An 18,698-nucleotide genomic window follows, 5' to 3' on the forward strand; every position below is an offset into this window, starting at 1 on the left:
CATCAGAACAGGAGACTCCCATGATCACGCTCTGCGGCTCGACCATCTCGAACTACTACAACAAAGTGAAGCTGGTGCTGCTCGAAAAGGGCATCCCGTTCACCGAAGAGCTGGTGAAGACCGGCCGCACCGACGAAGAAGTGCTGAAGGACAGCCCGCTCGCCAAGGTGCCCTTCATCCGCACCGAGCACGGCGCGATGTGCGAAAGCCAGGTCATCGCCGACTACCTCGAAGCCGCCTACCCGACACCCGCCCTGGTGCCCGCCGACCCGTGGCAGGCCGCCAAGGTGCGGGAGCTGTGCACCTTCATCGACCTGCACCTCGAACTCGTGGCGCGCGAGCTGCACTACAAGGCCTTCTTCGGCGGCGAACTGAGCGAGGCCAACCAGGCGCGCATCCGCAAGCAGCTGGAAAAGAATATCGCCGGCTTCAAGCGCCTGGCGAAGTTTTCGCCCTACGTGGCCGGTGACAGCTTCACGCTGGCCGACTGCGCGGCCTATCCGAGCCTGCCGCTGGTGAGCATGGCCACCAAGGCGGTGTATGGCGAAGACCTGCTGGCCGCCGCGGGCATCGACGTCCGCGCGTACACCAGGTTCATCGGCGAGCGGCCCTCGGCGCAGAAGGTCACGGCCGACCGCAAGGCCGATCAGGAAAAAGCCAAGAGCTGAAACGAACAAGGCCCGCTGATGCGGGCCTTGTTTCCAGCGGGCGCGTGGCGCCGATCAGGCCGGCAAGGGCCCACCTTGCGACTTGCCCTTGGCCGCCGCCGCCACCGCAGCCGTCACTTCCTTGCGGAAGCGGTTGAGCTCCTGGACGCTTGCGAAGCTGCGCTCCATCAAGAGGCTCATGTTGTGCAGGATGCGCTCGACGACCTTGGTCTCCCACACGGCGTCGAACTGGATCTGCTTGTCGAGCCACTGCTCCAGCCACTTGGGGTCGGGCAGCCGGCTCTGGATGGTGTCGCGCGGAAAGAGCTTCTCGTTCACGTGCAGGTTGGTCGGGTGCAGCGCCTGCGCGGTGCGGCGCGCGCTGGCCATGAGCACACCCACCTTGGCGAACGCAGCACGTGCCTCGTCGCCGAACTTCTGCAGCGCGCGCTTCATGTAGCGGAGATACGCGCCACCGTGGCGGGCTTCGTCGCGGGCGAGCGTTTCGTAGATCGCCTTGATCACCGGCTCGGTGTGCCACTCGGCCGCACGGCGGTACCAGTGGTTGAGGCGGATCTCGCCGCAGAAGTGCAGCATCAGCGTCTCGAGCGCGGGGGCCGGGTCGAACTCGAAGCGCACTTCGTGCAGTTCCTGCTCGGTCGGAACGAGGTCGGGGCGGAAGCGGCGCAGGTACTCCATCAGCACCAGCGAGTGCTTCTGCTCTTCGAAGAACCACACGCTCATGAAGGCGGAGAAGTCGCTGTCGTCGCGGTTGTCGCGCAGGAACATCTCGGTCGCGGGCAACGCCGACCACTCGGTGATCGCGTTCATCTTGATGGTTTGGGCTTGCTCTTCACTGAGCTGGCTGCCATCGAACTGATCCCAGGGGATGTCCGTGTCCATGTTCCAGCGCACGGCTTCGAGCTGCTTGAAAAGTTCGGGGTAAAGCATGGTCAGCTTTCAAAGGTAGAACCGGCATTTTAAGGGGGCCGGATGTGACAGGAATGTGCACCTGCAAGGCGTCCCGGACATGCATCCGGGCTTTCGGCGTGCGCGTAAGGTCGGATGGGCGCAGCATTGGCGCTTTCTAGCCACGAGGACCTGCCATGCCATTTCGACCCCTTTTGCTCGTCTTGCTGGCCACGCTGTCCGGCCCCGCGCTGGCCGCCGAGTGCCCGGCGTTGCTGAAGCGCGAAGTGCCGCGCCTGCAGGACGAGAAGCCGCAAAACCTCTGCCAGTACGCCGGCAAAGTCGTCGTGATCGTCAACACCGCCAGCTTCTGCGGCTTCACCGGGCAATACAAAGGCCTGGAGGCGCTGCACACCAAATACAAGGACCGCGGCCTCGTGGTGCTCGGCTTTCCGTCGAACGACTTCTCGCAGGAGCCTGGTGACAACAAGACCATCGCCGAGTTCTGCGAGAACACCTACGGCGTCAAGTTCCCGATGTTCGTGAAGGCGCGGGTGGCCGAATCGGCGGGCGCCCAGCGGCACCCGCTGTACACCGACCTGAAGCAGATGAGCGGCGAATCGCCCCGCTGGAACTTCCATAAGTACGTGGTCGCTCGCGACGGAAAGGCCGTCCACAGTTTCGGCGCCACCACGGCACCCGACAGCAAGGCCTTCGTCAGCACGATCGAAAAACTGCTGGATGCAAAATGAAGACTGATGAGTTATATTTCATACCACTCAGTTCACTTCGGAGTGGGGCATGGCCGGAACCGACATCAGATTCAGGGAACTTCGTTCTCGGGAGTGCTTCAAACTCCGGGCCGGCGCACACTGTGTTCCGGTAGCGACCAGTTCTATGCTGCACAGCCAGCCTGCTCCGCGGGCTGGAATCCCGGGGTGGTTTTCCTCCTCCCTCCTCCCTCCCTTGTTCCCCCCGGGGCGCTGTGCAGCAATTCTTTTTTCGCGGACCGCGCCAGGCGGCGCGCCGCCCCTCCCTGATGGCCTGACGCCGGCGGTTCACCCATGAGCCGCCGCGTTGCCGTCATCGGCTCGGGCATCTCAGGGTTGGCCACGGCCTATGCGCTGGCCGACGACACCCGGGTCACGCTGTTCGAAGCCGGCTCCTACTTCGGTGGCCACACCAACACCGTCGACATCACGCTCGATGGGGTGACCCACGGCGTCGACACCGGCTTCCTCGTCTTCAACGAGCGCACCTACCCGCAGCTGATCCGCCTTTTCGGCGAACTGGGTGTGGCCACCGTGCCCTCGGACATGTCGTTCTCCGTCCAGGTGCCCGACCTGGGCCTGGAATGGAGCGGCAGCGACCTCAACACCGTCTTCGCGCAGCGCCGCAACCTCGTGCGGCCGGCTTTCCTGGGGATGCTGCGCGACATCCTGCGTTTCAACCGGCTCACCACCTTGCTGGCCGTCAGCGGCGAAGAGGCACGGCTGCAGCAGCCCATCGGTGACTTCCTCGCCGAGCACCGTTTCTCGGCGGCGTTCCGCGACTGGTACTTCCTGCCGATGATCGGCTGCATCTGGTCGTGCCCGACCGACCAGATGCTGCGTTTCCCGATCGCGACCATGATCCGCTTCTGCCACAACCACGGGCTGCTGCAGGTGGCGAACCGGCCGCGGTGGTTCACGGTCACCGGCGGTGCCCGCGAGTACGTGCGCAAGATGCTGCCGCGCATCACCGATGCGCGCCTCAACACCCCCGTGCGCAGCGTGCGCCGCACGCCGCAGGGCGCGACCGTCAGCACCGACCACGGCAGCGAACATTTCGATGAGGTCGTGCTCGCCTGCCACAGCGACCAGTCGCTCGCGCTGCTGGCCGACGCCACACCCGAGGAGCGTGCGGTGCTCGGCGCCATCCGCTACCACCGCAACCGCGCCGTGCTGCACACCGACACCTCGGTGCTGCCGCAGCGCAAGCTGGCCTGGGCCGCCTGGAACTACGAGCGCGCCACCGATGCGCCGCGCGAAGAAGCCGCGGTGTGCCTGCACTATCTGCTCAACAAGCTGCAGCCGCTGCCGTTCAAGCAACCGGTCGTCGTGTCGCTCAACCCGGTGCGCGAGCCCGATGCGGCCGCCGTGCATGCCGAGATCGACTACGCCCACCCGGTGTTCGACAGCGCCGCCATCGCCGCGCAAGCCAAGGTGCCGGCCCTGCAGGGCCGGCAGCACACCTGGTTCTGCGGCGCATGGACGCGCTACGGCTTCCACGAAGACGGCCTGATGTCAGGCCAGGCGGTGGTGAGCGGCCTGCGGCGCCGCTGGGTCGGCGAATCGCTGCCGGTGCCGTCGCACGAGCCGGCGCGCGAGGCCGCATGAGCGCCGCCGCCCCGCTCATCGGCTCCGGCCAGGTCCGCCACACGCGCCTGCGGCCGGTGGTGAACGATTTCAACTACCGCACCTATTTCCTGATGCTGCCGATGCGCAGCCTGCGCGAGCAGCCCTCGCCCGTGCTGAAGCGCAACCGTTTCGGCCTCATCAGCTTCCACGACCGCGACCATGGCGACGGCCGTGGCGACAGCCTGGCCTGGATCGACGAGCTGCTGAAGACCGAAGGCGTCTCCGATGCCGACGGCGAGGTCTGGCTGCACTGCTACCCGCGCGTGCTCGGCCACACCTTCAAGCCGGTGAGCTTCTGGTACTGCCACCGCCGCGACGACTCGCTCGCCGCCATCGTCGTGGAGGTCAACAACACCTTCGGCGAACGCCACTGTTACCTGCTGCGCGGCGAGCAGCTCGCGTTCGGCCAGGAGTTGCAGGCCGACAAGGTTTTCCACGTGTCGCCGTTCTGCAGCGTCAGCGGGCGCTACCGCTTCCGCTTCCTGCGCACCGCGCTGCATCCGCAGGGCGCCGGCGCGCGTAAGGACGGCCAGAGAACGGTGGTGCGCATCGACCACGACGACGAGCACGGCCCGCTGCTGCAGACCAGCGTGTCGGGCCGGCTCGACGCCCTGACGACCGCCTCGACCTGGCGCGCCTTCTTCGGCATGCCGCTGATGACGGTCTTCGTCGTCGCGCGCATCCATTGGCAGGCCCTCAGGTTGTGGACGCAGCGCGTGCCGTTCTTTCGCAAGCCCGAGCCGCCTCGGGCCTTCATCACCCGCTGAACGTTCAAGGCGAGAGACGATCCGATGAACACCACCACCCACGCTTCCCTGAGCCCGCTGCACCTGTCGCTGCCCGACAGCGCCCCGGCCGCCGCGCGTGTCGTTTTCCGACTGATGGCCGAGCTGCGGCATGGCAGCCTCGACGTGCAGCTGCCCGACGGCACGCAGCTCCATTTCGGCCAACCCGCGGGCCTGCGCGCCGCCATCCGCCTGCGCAACTGGAACGTCTGCAGCGCCGCGCTCAAGTCGGGCGACATCGGCTTTGCCGAGACCTTCATCGCCGGCGACTGGACGACGCCCGATCTCACCACGCTGCTCAAGCTCTTCATCGCCAACCGCGACGAGATCGAGCGTGTGGTCTACGGCAGCTGGTGGGGCTCGCTGCTGTACCGCGTTCGGCACCTCTTCAACCGCAACTCGCGCGCCGGCAGCAAGAAGAACATCCACGCCCACTACGACCTCGGCAACGAGTTCTATCGGCTGTGGCTCGACCCGACGATGAACTACTCGAGCGCCTGGTTCGAAGGCGATGCGAGCGGCGACCTGGTCGAGGCGCAATGGGCCAAGGTGCGACGCGCATTGCGTGAATGCGAGGTGAAGCCGGGCGACCGCGTGCTCGAGATCGGCTGCGGCTGGGGCGCGCTCGCCGAAAGTGCTGCACGCGACTTCAACGCCAGTGTGACCGGCGTGACGCTCTCCAGCGAGCAGCTCGCCTGGGGGCAGGAGCGCCTGCGCAACGCCGGCCTCGCGGGCGAACTGCGCTTCCAGGACTACCGCGACATCGCCGACGGCCCCTTCGACGCCATCTGCTCGATCGAGATGTTCGAGGCCGTCGGCCGCGAATACTGGGACGGCTACTTCGTCACCCTCAAGCGCAACCTCAAGCCCGGCGGCAAGGCCTGCATCCAGAGCATCACCATCCGCGACGACCTGTTCGAGCGCTATGTGAAGTCGACCGACTTCATCCAGCAGTACATCTTCCCCGGCGGCCTGCTGCCGAGCCCCAGCGCCTTCCGCGAGGCCGCAGCCAAAGCGGGCCTGCGCGTGGTCAACGAACTCGCCTTCGGCGGCGACTACGCCGAGACGCTCAAGCGCTGGCGCGAACGTTTCCTCGCCGAAGAAACCCAGGTGCGCCGCCTAGGCTTCGACACCCGCTTCATGCGGATCTGGGAGTTCTACCTCGGCTATTGCGAGGCCGCGTTCGCCACCGGCAACACCGGCGTCATGCAATTCACGCTGCAACGCGACTGACCGCCATGCTCACGCGCCGCCCCGTCCTCGCCACGCTGCTCGCCCTGCCCTGGGCCGTGCAGGCGCGGCCGGCCGAGCTGAGCACGGAGCTGCCGGGCGCGAAGCTGCAGGGCCAGGGCCTGCTGCGTTTCCTGGGCCTGCGCGTCTACAACGCCCGCCTGTGGGTGGCCGAGGGCTTCAAGCCCGAGGAGTACGCACTGCACCCGGTGGCCCTCGAACTGGAATACGCGCGCGACCTCGTCGGCAAGCTAATCGCGGAGCGCTCGCTCGTCGAGATGCGCAAGGTCGGCGACGTGCCGCAGGACAAGGGCAACGCCTGGCTCGCCGCGATGGAGCAGGCCTTCCCCGACGTGAAGGCCGGCGATCGCATCACCGGCCTCTACAAGCCCGGCGAAGGCATGCGCTTCTTCGTCAACGGCAAGGCGGGGCGCGAGGTGCGTGATGCCGCGTTTGCGCAGCTCTTCATCGGCATCTGGCTGTCGCCGCGCAGCTCCGAGCCGGCGCTGCGGCGCGCCTTGCTGGGCCTGGCATGAGCGCGCCGGGCCGCTCCCAAGCGCGAATCCCGGAGCGCCCTGCGCGGAGGGTGGTCCAGTGAGCGCCGTGGCCACCTCGACGTCATCGACCACCGCGCGCGGGTGGGACGGGCTGCGCTATGGCGCGCCCGGCTTCCCGCTCGCCTTCGTCGCACTGCCGCTCTACGTCGCCTTGCCCAACCACTACGCCGCCGAGTTCGGCGTGCCGCTGGCGGCCCTCGGTGCGGTGCTGCTCGCCGCTCGCCTGCTCGACGCGCTGATCGACCCGTGGATCGGCCGCTGGGCCGATGCCTTGCTCGACCGGTCGGCCCACGCCGCGTGGCTGGCGATGGCGGGGGCGGCCGTGGTGCTGGCACTTGGCTTCCGAGGGCTCTTCTTCCCGCTGGTGTCGACAGGCACCGCCGCCTTGCTGGCGTGGTGCGGCATCTTGCTCGTCGTCACCTACCTCGCCTACAGCGTGATCAGCGTCATCCACCAGGCGTGGGGCGCGCGGCTCGGGGGCGATGAACCCGCGCGTGCCACCGTCGTCGCGTGGCGTGAAGGGCTCGCCTTGTGTGGCGTGCTGGTCGCCAGCGTGCTGCCCTCGATGGCAGGGCTGCAGACGAGCACCGTGGTGTTCGCCATCGCCTTGTGCCTGGCGCTCGCCTTGATGCGGCAAGCACCAGCGCCCCGTCGGCTCGCGCTCTTCCCGTCGCGTTCGCTGCGCCTGCCCTTCAGCACGCCGGCGTTTCCGAGGCTGCTCGCGGTCTACCTGCTCAACGGCATCGCGAGCGCGGTGCCGGCCACGCTGGTGCTCTTCTTCATCCGCGACCGCCTGCAGGCCACCGCCTACGAGCCGCTCTTTCTCGCAAGCTACTTCGCCGCAGCAGCCGTGTCGGTGCCGCTGTGGGTGCGGCTCGTGGCGCGCCTGGGCCTCGCGCGCAGCTGGCTCGCCGGCATGGCGCTGTCGGTGCTCGTCTTCGCCTGGGCGGCGGCGCTGTCGGCCGGCGACGTTGCGGCCTACACCGCCATCTGCGTGATGAGCGGCATCGCGCTGGGGGCGGACCTCGCGCTGCCCGCAGCACTGCTCGCCGGCGTGGTGCAACAGGCCGGTCATGCCGGCCGCGCCGAAGGCGCGTACTTCGGCTGGTGGAACTTCGCCACCAAGCTCAACCTCGCGCTTGCCGCCGGCATCGCGTTGCCGGTGCTGCAGCTCTTCGGCTACGCGCCCGGCACGACCAGCGCCCCGGCGCTGCAAGCCCTCACCGCCGCGTACTGCGTGCTGCCGTGCGTGATGAAGCTCATCGCCGCCGCGCTGCTGTGGCGCTACTGGATCAAGGAGTCACGATGAAAAAACTCTTGGGCTCGCTGGCCTGTGCGCTGGCCCTCGCCGGCTGTGCCTCGCACACGCCGCAGGACTATGCGGCCGAGAAGCCGACGCTCGACCTGCAGCGCTACTTCAACGGCGACGTGGTGGCCCACGGCCTCTTCACCGACCGCTCTGGCAAGGTGGTGCGCCGCTTCACCGTGTTGATGAAATGCCAATGGGTCGGCGACGAAGGCACGCTCGACGAAGCCTTCACCTACAGCGACGGCAAGACCGACCGCCGGATCTGGCGCCTGAAGAAGCTGCCCGGTGGCCGCTACAGCGGCACGGCCGACGACGTGGTCGGCACCGCCACCGGCCAGGTCGCGGGCAACGCCTTCCAGTGGGCCTACACCCTCAAGCTGCCGGTGGACGGCAAGGTCTACGAGGTGCAGTTCGACGACTGGATGTACCTGATGGACGAACGGGTGATGCTCAACCGAGCCGTGATGAGCAAGTTCGGCATTCGCCTGGGCGAAGTCACGCTTGCGTTCCAGAAAACGAACTGACATGCCACTCAACCCCCGCCTCACCGACTGGAACGGCCGCGTCGTCTGGCTGGTCGGCGCCTCGACCGGCATCGGCCGCGCCACCGCCGCGGCGCTGCACGCGCGCGGCGCGCAGGTCATCGTGTCGGCCCGCAACATCGGCGCGCTCAAGACGTTCGAGAAGAGCCACCCCGGCAGCGTCGGCCTGCCGCTCGACGTGACCGACCGTGATGCGGTCTCGCACGCCGCGCAGCAGCTGGTCCTGCACCACGGCCGCATCGACCTCGCGCTCTACTGCGCCGGCTACTACAAGGCGCTGCGCGCCACGCAGTTCGACCTCGACGAAGCGGTGCGCCACCAGCAGGTCAACTACATCGGCGCGCTGCACCTGCTCGACGCGGTGCTGCCGGTGCTGCTGCAGCAAAAGAGCGGGCACTTGAGCCTCGTCTCCAGCGTGGCGGGCTATCGCGGGCTGCCGAACTCGCTGGCCTACGGGCCGACCAAGGCGGCGCTGATCAACCTGGCCGAGACGCTGTACCTCGACCTGCAGCCGGTGGGCATCGGCGCGTCGGTCATCAACCCGGGCTTCGTCGAGACACCGCTCACCGCGCAGAACGAGTTCGCGATGCCGGCGCTGCTCACGCCGGAGCAGGCCGCCGAAGAGATCCTCAAGGGCTGGGCGCAGGGGCGCTTCGAGATCCATTTCCCCAAGCGCTTCACGATGTGCCTGAAGGCGCTGACGCATGTCAGCGACGCCCTCTACTTCCGCGCCATCCGATGGAGCACCGGCCTGTGACGCCCAGGACGGCTGACCCGCGCGTCGCGCGCATCGTCGAGCTCTTCGAGCACTTCACGCGAGGCGACATCGAGCGGCTCGGCGAGTACTACACGCCGCGCGCGCACTTCAAGGACCCGTTCAACGACGTGCGCGGCCTGGCGGCGGTTCAACAGGTCTATCGCCACATGTTCGAAGCGCTGGACGAGCCGCGCTTCGTGGTGCGCGACATCCTCGTGCAGGGCGACCAGTGTTTCCTGAGCTGGGACTTCCTCTTCCGCTTCAAGCGCTACAGCCGGGCGCAGCAGACGGTGCACGGCAGCTCGCATCTGTTGCTCGACCCGATCGGCCTGATCCAGCACCACCGCGACTACTGGGACGCCGCCGAGGAGCTGTACGAGAAGCTGCCGGTGGTGGGCAGCCTGATGCGCTGGCTGAAGAAGCGCGCATCGAGCTGAGGCACCGACACGCTATTTGAAGCTCACCGACACCGGCTTGGCATTGGGCAGGCCGAGATAGGTGACGGTGGCACCCGACCCCGCCTTGGGCGGCAGCAGTGGAGAGAAGGAACCGAGGCTGATCAGGTCGCCGGGCTTCATCGCCTTGCCGTCTTTCGCCAGCGCTTCGGCCAGCCACACCACGGCGCTGAGCGGGTGGCCGAGGATGTCGCTGCCCTTGCCGCGTGCGAGTTCGGCGCCGCTCGCGTCGCTCAGCACCACGGTCATGTCACGCAGGGCGTCGAGCAGCGCGAAGCGCTCGGCGCGGTAGGGCGGGATGGCGATCGGCGTGCCCGTCACCCCGAACCGAGCGCCCACGTTGATCGCGCTGATGGCCGGGCCGTTGAGCCTGGGCGGCGCCTGCACCATGAGGTCGGGCAGCTCGATGAAGGGGATGACCTGGTCGATGGCGGCGAGCACCTCGGCTGGGGTCTTGGCCTGGTTGATGGCTTCGCTCTTCACACGCACCAGCAGATCGGCCTCGAAAAGCGGGCGGGCACCGAAGCCGGCTTCGACCACCGAGCCGCTGGGCAGCAGCATGTCGGCATAGAGCACCCCCCAGACCGGGCGGTCGTAGTTGAAGCGCTTCTGCACCGCAGGGTTGGTGAGGCCGGCCTTGTAGCCGATCACCGTGCCGTAGCGCACGGCCAGCAGGTTGTTGAACTTGGCCCGGGTGCAGGCCCCATCGGCTTCGTTCAGACCTTCTGGGTTGGCCGCCGGCGTCCTCGCCGTGAACGCGTCGAACAAGGCCACCGCCTGGGCGTCGGTCAGGCATTCAGCCTGCGCAGCGACGGGGGCACACACACAGGCCAGAGCGAACAGCAAGGGGCGCAGCGACATCGACGGTCTCCTCGTTGGGGGCGGCCGTCTACTGTCGCTCTCTTTGGCTATTTGAGCCAGCCCTTGCGGTTGAAGTACCAGAACGGCGAGATGATGCTGACGAGCATCAGGCCGATGGCGAAGGGGTAGCCGAAGCGCCAGTTCAGCTCGGGCATGGCCTGGAAGTTCATGCCGTAGATGCTCGCAATCAGCGTCGGCGGCAGCAAGGCGACGCTCGCCACCGAGAAGATCTTGATGATCTTGTTCTGGTTGATGTTGATGAAGCCGACGGTGGCATCCATCAGGAAGTTGATCTTGTCGAAGAGGAAGGCGGTGTGCGAGTCGAGCGAGTCGATGTCGCGCAGGATCTGCCGGGCCTCCTCGAACTGCTCGGCGTTGAGCATGCGGCTGCGCATCATGAAGCTGAGCGCACGGCGCGTGTCCATCACGTTGCGGCGGATGCGGCCGTTCAAGTCTTCCTCGCGCGCGATCGCTGCGAGCGCCTGGCCGGCGGCCTGGTCGTTGACCTCTTCCTTCAGCACACGGGCGCTGACCTTCTCGAGGTTGTCGTAGATGCCTTCGAGGGCATCGGCGCTGTACTCGGCGTCGGCGTCGTAGAGCTTGAGCAGCACGTCCTTCGCGTCTTCGATCAACGCGGGGATGCGGCGGGCGCGCAGGCGCAGGAGGCGGAAGACCGGCAGGTCTTCGCCGTGGATCGAGAACAGCACCTTGTTGTGCAGGATGAAGGCGACGCGCACGTTGCGGCGGGTCTCGTCGTCGTCGATCAGGAAGTCGGAGCGGATGTGCAGCTCGCCGTTGTCTTCCTCGTAGAACCGGGCCGATTCCTCCAGGTCGTCGTCGACCACGTCTTCGGGGATGGTCACGCCGAAACGTTCGGCGATCCAGGTCTTCTCTTCGGGGGTGGGCGCTTCCAGGTCGACCCACACCGGGCGCACGTTGGCGAGCGCGCCGGGGCTTTCGATTTCTTCCTGGAACAGCCGGCCGTTGGCCAGCGTAAAGACGTTGAGCATGCAGGGCTCCGACAGGTCCGCACGGGCTGCATGTGGGCGCCGTGGGGTGGTGGCCAATAGAGGAGGGGCTAACGCGGGGAACCGTCTCACCCAGGCCACGGGCGCATCACCGAGGGGCGGGCGCCTGTCGAGCGTCAGAGCGGACGGTCACCGAGGGTGACTGCTGTCCATATGCGGGGGTCGCACTCCGTGTACGAAAACGGCGGATTATCACACTCGATCAGCAGGGCCATCAAGCCGATACAACCCTCGAACCACCCCTGAAAAACGGCACTTCCGTGATGGAAAAGACGCCAGCTTGATCCGACGCAGAAATGCGCGCAAACAGGCCTGCCGACGTCGTTGTCACCCGCTTGTCATGCTCCGGTTTCGGGCGCACACTGGTTTTGACCTCTTCGATTCCGCCCCCTCTTCTTCTCTCCCCTCCTTCCTTTCTTTCTTCCCCCGCTTTCCCACCCGCCTTGCGAAAGGAGCCCCCGATGAATTTGACGATCAGCGGCCATCACCTCGACGTGAGCCCAGCCCTGCGTGAGTACGTGCTTACGAAATTGGACCGGGTCACGCGTCACTTCGATCAAGTCGTGGACATCAACGTGCTGCTGTCGGTTGAGAAGCTGAAGGAGAAGGAACGAAGGCAGAAGGCCGAGGTCACGCTGCATGTGAAGGGCAAGGACATCTTCGTCGAGCACTCGCATGAAGACCTCTACGCGGCGATCGACCAGCTGATGGACAAGCTCGATCGCCAGGTCATGCGGCACAAGGACAAGCTGCAGGACCACCACCACCTCGCGCCCAAGCGCATGGACGCAACCCTCTGAGCAGGAGGCTCAACACGGTGCACAAGCGGCCTGCGGGCCGCTTTTTCATGGCCGCAGTTTTCGCACGTTCGCCACACACCCGCCCGTGGGGAGCCACAGTCGTTGCTGCTGCGCAGCAGCGAGTGCACAATTCCTCGCATTGCCGATGCACGAGCGTGCGCAGGAGAGAGGCCCGGTTCTATGATGGGCCACCGGGTCGCTCGTGGAACCGGGTGCCTCTCGCGAGGCTCGAATGTGATCTGCCGATGAACCGACTGTCCGCCATCCTGCCGCTCGCCAACGTACTCGTTGACGTGGAGGCCACCAGCAAGAAGCGCGCGTTCGAGCACGCCGGCCTGCTGTTTGAAAACCAGCACTCGATCGCGCGTGCGACGGTCACCGACAACCTCTTTGCCCGGGAGCGTCTCGGCTCCACCGGGCTCGGCCACGGCGTCGCCATTCCCCACGGTCGCATCAAGGGCCTGAAGAACCCGCTCGCTTCCGTCGTGCGCGTGCAGCAGCCCATCCCGTTCGACGCGCCCGATGACGAACCTGTCAGCCTGCTGATCTTCCTGCTGGTGCCCGAAGCGGCCACACAGCGTCACCTGGAGATCCTCTCCGAGATCGCCGAGATGCTGAGCGACCGCGAGTTGCGTGAGCGCCTCAAGACGGAAACCACCGCCGCCAAGGTGCACGAGCTGATCTCCAACTGGGAACCGTTGAAGTCGGTCGCCTGACGGCCGGCCTGCCTGCGGTTATCCTCGCCGCGTGAAGCCCTCAGTCATCAGCGCGGAAGCGCTGTTCGAAGAACACCGCCCCGCGCTGCGTTGGGAATGGGTCGCCGGCCATGCCCACCCGGAACGCCGCTTCGACGAAGCCGCGGTGCGCAACGCGCAATCGGCCGCCGACCTGGTCGGCTATCTCAACTACATCCACCCCTACCGGGTGCAGATCGTCGGCCGACGTGAAGTCGCCTACCTGCAGGATTCATCGCCCGAAGACCAGGAACGTCGCATCCAGCGCATCGTGACGCTGGAGCCGCCGGTGGTCATCGTGGCCGACAACCAGACCCCGCCCGACAAGCTCGTCGCCCTGTGCGACCGCGCCGACATCCCGCTCTTCGTGACCGATGGTTCCGCCGGGCACGTGATCGACGTGGTGCGCGGCTACCTGGCCCAGTTGTTCGCAGAGCGCACGACGCGGCATGGGGTCTTCATGGACATCCTGGGCGTGGGCGTCTTGCTGACGGGCGAATCGGGCCTGGGCAAGAGTGAGTTGGGCCTGGAACTGATTTCACGCGGCCACGGCCTCGTGGCCGATGATGCGGTCGACCTCTACCGCATCTCGCAGACCGCGATCGAGGGCCGCTGCCCCGAGCTGCTGATGAACCTGCTGGAAGTGCGCGGCATCGGCCTGCTGGACATCAAGTCGATCTTTGGTGAGACCGCCGTGCGCCGCAAGATGCGGCTCAAGCTCATCGTGCACCTGGTGCGCAAGGAAACGCTGGAGCGCGACTTCGAGCGGCTGCCCTACGAGCCGCTGAACGAGGACGTGCTGAGCGTCCCCATCCGCAAGGTGGTGATCGCGGTGGACGCCGGCCGCAACCTGGCCGTGCTCGTGGAAGCCGCCGTGCGCAACACCATCCTCCAGCTGCGCGGCATCGACACCTACCGCGAGTTCATCGAGCGCCACCAGCGCGCGATGCAGAAGGCCGACCCCAACTGAGGGGCCGCCGACTCAGGACTTCGCCTTCTTCTGGCAGTTTGCGCAGATCGCGTACAGCGACAGCGCGTGATCCTGCAGCAGGAAGCCGCGCGATTCAGCGATGGCGCTCTGGCGCTCCTCGATCTCGGCGTCGTAGAACTCCTCCACCCGCCCGCAGTCGATGCAGACCAGGTGATCGTGGTGCTTGCCCTCGTTGAGCTCGAACACCGCCTTGCCCGACTCGAAATGGTTGCGCGACAGGATGCCCGCCTGCTCGAACTGCATCAGCACGCGGTACACGGTGGCGAGGCCGATGTCGGCCCCTTCGTTCAGCAAGGCCTTGAACACGTCTTCCGCCGTCATGTGCCGCTGCGTCGACTGATGAAACACGTCCAGGATCTTGATGCGCGGCAGGGTGGCCTTCAGGCCACTGCTCTTGAGGTCGTCGGCGTTGGACATGGCGGTACTCTCGGCGTGGGAAACGGAGCTTGTCCGCAGGGGCGGGCAAAGACGTTGACCCTAGAATCGCCGGATCATATCGAGGTTGGCGCCCCACGGCGCGCTGGCCTCCCCTCCTGAGCATCACCATGCGCATGCCCCCCTTCTGGCCGGCCGGCCTCGCCGCCGCAGCCTTGCTCGCCGGCTGCAGCTCGCTGCAATCCAGCGACCATTTCCTCGGTTTCATCACGCCCTACCGCATCGAGGTCGTGCAGGGCAACGTGCTCACCAAGGAGCAGGTGGCCCTCGTCAAACCCGGCCAGACCCGCTCTCAGGTGCGCGACATCCTCGGCTCGCCGCTTCTCACCGACGTGTTCCATGCCGACCGATGGGACTACGTCTTCACCATTCGCCGTCAAGGGGCCGAGCCCCAGCAGCGAAAGGTGGTGGCGCTCTTCGATGGCGAGAAGCTCAAGAGCATCGACGCCCCCGACCTGCCCTCCGAGCGCGACTTCGTCGCCTCGATCGACACGCAGAAGACCCCGCGCAAGACGCCCAAGCTCGCGCTGACGCCTGAAGAGATCAAGGCCCTGCCCGTGCCACCCAGGCCCGAGCCCGCCGCCTCGGCACCCGAAGGCCCGGTGCGCAGCTACCCGCCGCTGGAGCCGCGCACATGAGCACCGCGCCGTTGCGCATCGCCATCGCCGGCGCTTCGGGCCGCATGGGGCGGATGCTGGTCGAGGCGGTGCTGGCCGCCGACGACTGCCAGCTCGCCGGCGCGCTCGACGTGCCCGGCAGCCCCGCACTCGGGCAGGACGCCGCCGGCTTCCTGGGCCGCGCAAGCGGCGTTCACATCACCGCAGACCTGAAGAGCGGCCTCGCCAACGCCGAGGTGCTGATCGACTTCACCCGCCCCGAAGGCACGATGGCGCACCTGGCGGTGTGCCGCGAGCTGGGTGTGAAACTCGTGGTGGGCACCACGGGCCTGTCGGATGCGCAGAAGGCCGAGATCGCCGCCCAGGCGAAGCACATCGCCATCGTGCAGTCGCCCAACATGAGCGTGGGCGTCAACGTGATGATGCGCCTGCTCGACGTCGCCGCGCGTGCGCTGAACGAGGGCTACGACATCGAGATCATCGAAGCGCACCACCGCCACAAGGTCGACGCGCCGAGCGGCACCGCGCTCGCGATGGGCGAGACCATCGCCGCCGCGCTCGGCAAGAACCTGAAGGACTGCGCCGTCTACGCCCGCGAGGGCGTGACCGGTGAGCGCGACCCGTCCACCATCGGCTTCGCCACCATCCGCGGCGGCGACATCATCGGCGACCACACCGCGCTCTTCGCCGGCACCGGCGAGCGCATCGAGATCTCGCACAAGAGCGGCAGCCGCGCAGGCTACGCGCAAGGCAGCGTGCGCGCTGCCCGCTTCCTGCGCGGCAAGACGAGCGGCTTCTTCACGATGAACGACGTGCTGGGGCTGCGCTGAACATGGGCGGCTTCGCACAGTTCTGGCAACAGGGCGACGTCATCACGCGCGGCGTGGCGGCATTGCTGCTGCTGATGTCCATCAGCGCCTGGGTGCTGATCTTCTGGAAGGGCTGGGTGCTGGGGCGCGTGAAGCGCGACATCGCCCGTGCCGTGCCGGCCTTCTGGGGTGCGGCCTCGCTGGAAGAAGGCGAGAAGCAGCTCGCCGTGTTCGACCGCGAAGGCGTGCTGCGCCCGCTGCTCGCCGCCGCCACCGCCACGCACACCGGCCAGACGCTCGAATCGCGCGGCCACCTCGCCTCGCAGCTCACGCGCCGCCTGCGCGATGCGCTGCATCGCGTGCTCACGCAGCTGCAGTTCGGTCAGGTGGTGCTGGCTTCCATCGGCAGCACGGCGCCCTTCATCGGCCTCTTCGGCACGGTCTGGGGCATCTACCACGCGCTGCTCAGCATTTCGGCCGCCGGCACGGTGACGATCGACCGTGTCTCCGGCCCCGTGGGTGAAGCGCTCGTGATGACGGCCGCGGGCCTCGCCGTCGCGATCCCTGCGGTGCTGGCCTACAACGTCTACAACAAGCGCGTGGCCGCGTGCGAAGCCGACCTCGAAGGCTTTGCCCACGACCTGCGCGAGATGCTGGCCGAGCCCGCGGCCACCACGACAGAGGCGTGAGCCGATGGCCTTCGGCCGCCTCGAACGCAGCTCGGCGCCCCCGCCGATGAGCGACATCAACATGACGCCGCTGATCGACGTGATGCTGGTGCTGCTGGTGATCTTCATGATCACCGCACCGTTGATGAGCTCGAGCCTGAAGCTCGACCTGCCCAAGAGCGAAGCAGCCACGGCGAGCGACCAGCCCGACTTCATCGCGGTCTCGATCGACCCGCAAGGGCGGCTCTACATTGCCGACCAGGTGGTCACCGCGGAGGCCTTTGCCGAGCGTGTGACCCAGGCCGCGCGCAAGAACCCGCAGACCGAAGTGCAGCTGCGAGCCGACAAGACGGTGCCGTACGGGCGCGTGGCTGAGCTGATCGGTGCGGTTCAGAAGGCCGGGCTGAACCGCATCGGGTTCGTCGCCGAGCCGAAGGCTGAGACCGCCAAGCCCTGACGCGGCCCAAGCCGCGTCATCCCGTCACTTGATCGGCGCGTAGTGCACCGGCACGAAGACGTAGCCTTTGCCGTCGGCACGCAGATGGCCGATGCCCGGGAAAGGCAGGTGGGCGCTGGCGATCCAGTAGCCGCCCTTGGCCGCGTCGGCAAACGCCTTCTTGCGCTGGGCATAGGCGGCCTTGCTGTCGCTGTCGAACTGGATCGTGACCTCCGGCTTCGGAAACTGCACCGCGGCCACGTGCATCAGGTCGCCCCACAGCACGAGCTTCTGGCCCTTGGACTCGACCGAGTAGATCGCATGGCCCGGCGTGTGGCCGTGCGTCGCGATCGCCTTCACGCCGGGCACGATCTCGGTGTCGCCTTCGAAGGCCTTGAACTTGCCGGCCGCGAGATAGGGGTTGAGCGTCACCTGCGCGCCCTGGAAGAACATCTTCATCCCCTCGGGCGCCTTGGCCAGGTTCTCGGCGCTGAGCCAGAAGTCGGCGTCGTGCTGGTCGGCCATCACGGTGGCGTTGGGGAAGGCGATCTTGCCGTTCTGCAGCAGCCCGCCGATGTGGTCGCCATGCATGTGCGTGATGACCACGACGTCGACCTGCTCCGGCTGGTAGCCCGAGGCCTTGAGGTTGGCGTGCAGCTGGTCGAGGCCGGGGCCGAAGAGCGTGGCCGCACCGGCGTCGATCAGCACCAGGTGGTTGCCGGTGTTGAGGAGGTAGGCGTTGACCGAGGTCGGCACCGAGTCGCTCAGGAAGGACTTGGCGAGCAGCTGGCTCACGTCCTTGGGCTTGGTGTTGGTCAGCAGCTTGTGCGGCTCGAGGTTGATGACGCCGTCGAGCAGCGCGGTGACCTCGATGTCGCCCAGCATCATGCGGTACCAGCCGGGCGCCTGGGTCTTGACCTGCGGGGCGGCGGCGTGGGCCGCGGTGGCGAGCAGCAAAGCGCTCGAGATGGCCGCCACAGCGCGGCGCAGCAGTCGTGCAATCGTCATGGGAGTCCCTCTTGGTGTTGTGACTGGGAGGCGTGGGACGCGAGCATAGGCGCGCCGCGCTAATCCGCAACGACAACAGGGGATGCGCTGAAATCGGCGAGACGCCGGTGCCTCACACACCCGCTTCTACACACCCGCTTCTATACACCCGCCTTCGCCAGCACCACCACCGAAACCCCCTGCGCCGCCGCCAGTGCGTCGGCGTTCTGGTACGAGTGCGGCAGGTTGCCGGGAAAGGCGAGCACCTCGCCGGCTTCCAGTGCATAGCGTTCACCCGCCACGCTGAGCACCACGCGGCCGTGCAGGCAGGTGAAGAACTCGCGCGTGCCCGGCAGGTGCGGCGTGCCGGCCATCACGGCACCGGGGGCGAAGTCCATCACCTCCATCATCTCGTCGGGCACGGGCTCGGGCACCAGCTCGCGGATGGTGACGCCGCGACCCTTCTGGCGCTTCGCCACTTCGCTCGCCGGCCAGTGCCGCACCAGCGCGCGCGGCGAGGCGAGCAGCTCGTCGATCGGCACGGCGAGCGCGCCCGCCACCTTCACCAGCACCGCGAGCGACGGGTTGCCTTCGCCCGACTCGAGGTTGGCAATCGTCGAGCGCGGCACGGCGGCCGACCTGGCCAGTTGCTCCTGCGTCAAGGCGCGCGTGTGGCGCAGGGCGACGAGGTTGCGCGCGAGGTGGGCGGGAATCGAAGACGCGGCGTCGGACGGCATGGTGG

General features: G+C 67.2%; 23 protein-coding genes. 17 read left to right on the plus strand and 6 right to left on the minus strand.

Translation table 11 applies throughout. From position 1 onward, the window contains the following. Positions 1-20: 20 nt before the first annotated feature. A complete protein-coding gene (locus JI745_RS13280) occupies positions 21-668 on the plus strand; it encodes a glutathione S-transferase family protein (RefSeq protein ID WP_201807379.1) in 648 nt (215 codons plus the stop codon). Between the two features lie 54 nt (positions 669-722). Here JI745_RS13280 and JI745_RS13285 read toward each other — a convergent pair whose 3' ends face one another. Then, a complete protein-coding gene (locus JI745_RS13285) occupies positions 723-1,598 on the minus strand; it encodes a ferritin-like domain-containing protein (RefSeq protein WP_201807381.1) in 876 nt (291 codons plus the stop codon). A gap of 155 nt (positions 1,599-1,753) precedes the next feature. On the opposite strand from JI745_RS13285, the gene JI745_RS13290 reads away from it, so the two are divergent. From JI745_RS13290 to JI745_RS13330, 9 genes are all read left to right on the plus strand, one after another. Further along, the gene (locus tag JI745_RS13290; protein ID WP_201807383.1) at positions 1,754-2,308 is read left to right on the plus strand and encodes a glutathione peroxidase; all 555 of its coding nucleotides are present in this window, start codon (positions 1,754-1,756) and stop codon (positions 2,306-2,308) included. A 312-nt stretch (positions 2,309-2,620) separates the two neighbouring features. Continuing rightward, complete coding sequence (locus JI745_RS13295) at positions 2,621-3,934, plus strand: NAD(P)/FAD-dependent oxidoreductase (RefSeq protein WP_201807386.1); 1,314 nt, start codon at positions 2,621-2,623, stop codon at positions 3,932-3,934. Continuing rightward, positions 3,931-4,722 (plus strand): DUF1365 domain-containing protein, encoded by a 792-nt coding sequence (locus JI745_RS13300; RefSeq protein WP_201807388.1) that lies wholly within the window; start codon positions 3,931-3,933, stop codon positions 4,720-4,722. Before JI745_RS13295 ends, JI745_RS13300 begins: the two co-directional genes overlap by 4 nt. Positions 4,723-4,746: 24 nt before the next feature. Next, positions 4,747-5,973: a cyclopropane-fatty-acyl-phospholipid synthase family protein gene (locus JI745_RS13305; RefSeq protein WP_201807390.1), complete on the plus strand. Its 1,227-nt coding sequence runs from the start codon at positions 4,747-4,749 to the stop codon at positions 5,971-5,973. 5 nt (positions 5,974-5,978) lie between these two features. Next, on the plus strand, positions 5,979-6,506 hold the full coding sequence (locus JI745_RS13310) for a chalcone isomerase family protein (protein WP_201807393.1): 528 nt from the start codon (positions 5,979-5,981) through the stop codon (positions 6,504-6,506). Between the two features lie 58 nt (positions 6,507-6,564). After that, complete coding sequence (locus JI745_RS13315) at positions 6,565-7,836, plus strand: MFS transporter (RefSeq protein WP_310738618.1); 1,272 nt, start codon at positions 6,565-6,567, stop codon at positions 7,834-7,836. Next, entirely contained in the window at positions 7,833-8,360 is a 528-nt protein-coding gene (locus JI745_RS13320) for a DUF3833 domain-containing protein (protein WP_201807399.1), read from the plus strand. Before JI745_RS13315 ends, JI745_RS13320 begins: the two co-directional genes overlap by 4 nt. Position 8,361: 1 nt before the next feature. Continuing rightward, positions 8,362-9,135 (plus strand): SDR family oxidoreductase, encoded by a 774-nt coding sequence (locus tag JI745_RS13325; protein WP_201807402.1) that lies wholly within the window; start codon positions 8,362-8,364, stop codon positions 9,133-9,135. Further along, the gene (locus JI745_RS13330) at positions 9,117-9,572 is read left to right on the plus strand and encodes a nuclear transport factor 2 family protein (protein WP_201807404.1); all 456 of its coding nucleotides are present in this window, start codon (positions 9,117-9,119) and stop codon (positions 9,570-9,572) included. The genes JI745_RS13325 and JI745_RS13330 overlap by 19 nt, the downstream gene beginning before the upstream one ends. Positions 9,573-9,584: 12 nt before the next feature. Here the strand turns inward: JI745_RS13330 and JI745_RS13335 are convergent, their stop codons facing one another. Further along, a complete protein-coding gene (locus JI745_RS13335) occupies positions 9,585-10,451 on the minus strand; it encodes a 2-keto-4-pentenoate hydratase (protein WP_201807406.1) in 867 nt (288 codons plus the stop codon). A 47-nt stretch (positions 10,452-10,498) separates the two neighbouring features. After that, positions 10,499-11,461, minus strand: coding sequence for a magnesium/cobalt transporter CorA (corA, locus tag JI745_RS13340; RefSeq protein WP_201807408.1), 963 nt, complete (start codon positions 11,459-11,461; stop codon positions 10,499-10,501). 479 nt (positions 11,462-11,940) lie between these two features. Between corA and hpf the strand changes: the two genes are divergently transcribed. The 3 genes from hpf to hprK all read left to right on the plus strand — a co-directional run bounded on the left by hpf (position 11,941) and on the right by hprK (position 13,983). Then, complete coding sequence (gene hpf, locus JI745_RS13345) at positions 11,941-12,279, plus strand: ribosome hibernation-promoting factor, HPF/YfiA family (RefSeq protein ID WP_201807410.1); 339 nt, start codon at positions 11,941-11,943, stop codon at positions 12,277-12,279. A gap of 245 nt (positions 12,280-12,524) precedes the next feature. Next, the gene (gene ptsN, locus JI745_RS13350) at positions 12,525-12,995 is read left to right on the plus strand and encodes a PTS IIA-like nitrogen regulatory protein PtsN (protein ID WP_201807412.1); all 471 of its coding nucleotides are present in this window, start codon (positions 12,525-12,527) and stop codon (positions 12,993-12,995) included. Between the two features lie 31 nt (positions 12,996-13,026). After that, the gene (gene hprK / locus JI745_RS13355; protein WP_201807414.1) at positions 13,027-13,983 is read left to right on the plus strand and encodes an HPr(Ser) kinase/phosphatase; all 957 of its coding nucleotides are present in this window, start codon (positions 13,027-13,029) and stop codon (positions 13,981-13,983) included. A 12-nt stretch (positions 13,984-13,995) separates the two neighbouring features. On the opposite strand, the gene fur is transcribed toward hprK, so the two are convergent. Then, positions 13,996-14,421 (minus strand): ferric iron uptake transcriptional regulator, encoded by a 426-nt coding sequence (gene fur / locus JI745_RS13360; RefSeq protein WP_201807426.1) that lies wholly within the window; start codon positions 14,419-14,421, stop codon positions 13,996-13,998. A gap of 128 nt (positions 14,422-14,549) precedes the next feature. Between fur and JI745_RS13365 the strand changes: the two genes are divergently transcribed. From JI745_RS13365 to JI745_RS13380, 4 genes are read left to right on the plus strand one after another with little or no spacing between them, the layout of a single operon-like run. Continuing rightward, a complete protein-coding gene (locus JI745_RS13365) occupies positions 14,550-15,077 on the plus strand; it encodes an outer membrane protein assembly factor BamE (RefSeq protein ID WP_201807428.1) in 528 nt (175 codons plus the stop codon). After that, on the plus strand, positions 15,074-15,886 hold the full coding sequence (dapB, locus tag JI745_RS13370) for a 4-hydroxy-tetrahydrodipicolinate reductase (RefSeq protein WP_201807430.1): 813 nt from the start codon (positions 15,074-15,076) through the stop codon (positions 15,884-15,886). The genes JI745_RS13365 and dapB overlap by 4 nt, the downstream gene beginning before the upstream one ends. A gap of 2 nt (positions 15,887-15,888) precedes the next feature. Next, positions 15,889-16,554, plus strand: coding sequence for a MotA/TolQ/ExbB proton channel family protein (locus tag JI745_RS13375; RefSeq protein ID WP_201807433.1), 666 nt, complete (start codon positions 15,889-15,891; stop codon positions 16,552-16,554). Positions 16,555-16,558: 4 nt separating this feature from the next. After that, positions 16,559-16,990, plus strand: a complete 432-nt coding sequence (locus tag JI745_RS13380; RefSeq protein WP_201807435.1) for a biopolymer transporter ExbD — start codon at positions 16,559-16,561, stop codon at positions 16,988-16,990. A 24-nt stretch (positions 16,991-17,014) separates the two neighbouring features. Here JI745_RS13380 and JI745_RS13385 read toward each other — a convergent pair whose 3' ends face one another. Both JI745_RS13385 and JI745_RS13390 read right to left on the minus strand, forming a co-directional pair. Beyond that, positions 17,015-17,977 carry an MBL fold metallo-hydrolase gene (locus JI745_RS13385; protein WP_201807437.1) on the minus strand — a complete coding sequence of 321 codons (963 nt, stop codon included), beginning with the start codon at positions 17,975-17,977 and terminating at the stop codon, positions 17,015-17,017. Between the two features lie 140 nt (positions 17,978-18,117). After that, entirely contained in the window at positions 18,118-18,693 is a 576-nt protein-coding gene (locus JI745_RS13390; RefSeq protein WP_201807439.1) for a helix-turn-helix transcriptional regulator, read from the minus strand. Positions 18,694-18,698 lie beyond the last annotated feature (5 nt).

It is taken from the genome of Piscinibacter sp. HJYY11, assembly GCF_016735515.1.
Classification (GTDB): Bacteria; Pseudomonadota; Gammaproteobacteria; order Burkholderiales; family Burkholderiaceae_C; genus Rhizobacter.

Coding starts and splice junctions, on each gene's coding strand:
- JI745_RS13295 (WP_201807386.1), top strand. CDS start 2,621: ATGAGCCGCCGCGTTGCCGTCATCGGCTCGGGCATCTCAGGGTTGGCC.
- JI745_RS13330 (WP_201807404.1), top strand. CDS start 9,117: ATGGAGCACCGGCCTGTGACGCCCAGGACGGCTGACCCGCGCGTCGCG.
- JI745_RS13380 (WP_201807435.1), top strand. CDS start 16,559: ATGGCCTTCGGCCGCCTCGAACGCAGCTCGGCGCCCCCGCCGATGAGC.
- JI745_RS13365 (WP_201807428.1), top strand. CDS start 14,550: ATGCGCATGCCCCCCTTCTGGCCGGCCGGCCTCGCCGCCGCAGCCTTG.
- hpf (WP_201807410.1), top strand. CDS start 11,941: ATGAATTTGACGATCAGCGGCCATCACCTCGACGTGAGCCCAGCCCTG.
- fur (WP_201807426.1), bottom strand. CDS start 14,421: ATGTCCAACGCCGACGACCTCAAGAGCAGTGGCCTGAAGGCCACCCTG.
- dapB (WP_201807430.1), top strand. CDS start 15,074: ATGAGCACCGCGCCGTTGCGCATCGCCATCGCCGGCGCTTCGGGCCGC.
- JI745_RS13300 (WP_201807388.1), top strand. CDS start 3,931: ATGAGCGCCGCCGCCCCGCTCATCGGCTCCGGCCAGGTCCGCCACACG.
- JI745_RS13290 (WP_201807383.1), top strand. CDS start 1,754: ATGCCATTTCGACCCCTTTTGCTCGTCTTGCTGGCCACGCTGTCCGGC.
- JI745_RS13280 (WP_201807379.1), top strand. CDS start 21: ATGATCACGCTCTGCGGCTCGACCATCTCGAACTACTACAACAAAGTG.
- JI745_RS13375 (WP_201807433.1), top strand. CDS start 15,889: ATGGGCGGCTTCGCACAGTTCTGGCAACAGGGCGACGTCATCACGCGC.
- corA (WP_201807408.1), bottom strand. CDS start 11,461: ATGCTCAACGTCTTTACGCTGGCCAACGGCCGGCTGTTCCAGGAAGAA.
- JI745_RS13385 (WP_201807437.1), bottom strand. CDS start 17,977: ATGACGATTGCACGACTGCTGCGCCGCGCTGTGGCGGCCATCTCGAGC.
- JI745_RS13310 (WP_201807393.1), top strand. CDS start 5,979: ATGCTCACGCGCCGCCCCGTCCTCGCCACGCTGCTCGCCCTGCCCTGG.
- JI745_RS13325 (WP_201807402.1), top strand. CDS start 8,362: ATGCCACTCAACCCCCGCCTCACCGACTGGAACGGCCGCGTCGTCTGG.
- JI745_RS13320 (WP_201807399.1), top strand. CDS start 7,833: ATGAAAAAACTCTTGGGCTCGCTGGCCTGTGCGCTGGCCCTCGCCGGC.
- ptsN (WP_201807412.1), top strand. CDS start 12,525: ATGAACCGACTGTCCGCCATCCTGCCGCTCGCCAACGTACTCGTTGAC.
- JI745_RS13335 (WP_201807406.1), bottom strand. CDS start 10,451: ATGTCGCTGCGCCCCTTGCTGTTCGCTCTGGCCTGTGTGTGTGCCCCC.
- JI745_RS13285 (WP_201807381.1), bottom strand. CDS start 1,598: ATGCTTTACCCCGAACTTTTCAAGCAGCTCGAAGCCGTGCGCTGGAAC.
- JI745_RS13305 (WP_201807390.1), top strand. CDS start 4,747: ATGAACACCACCACCCACGCTTCCCTGAGCCCGCTGCACCTGTCGCTG.
- JI745_RS13390 (WP_201807439.1), bottom strand. CDS start 18,693: ATGCCGTCCGACGCCGCGTCTTCGATTCCCGCCCACCTCGCGCGCAAC.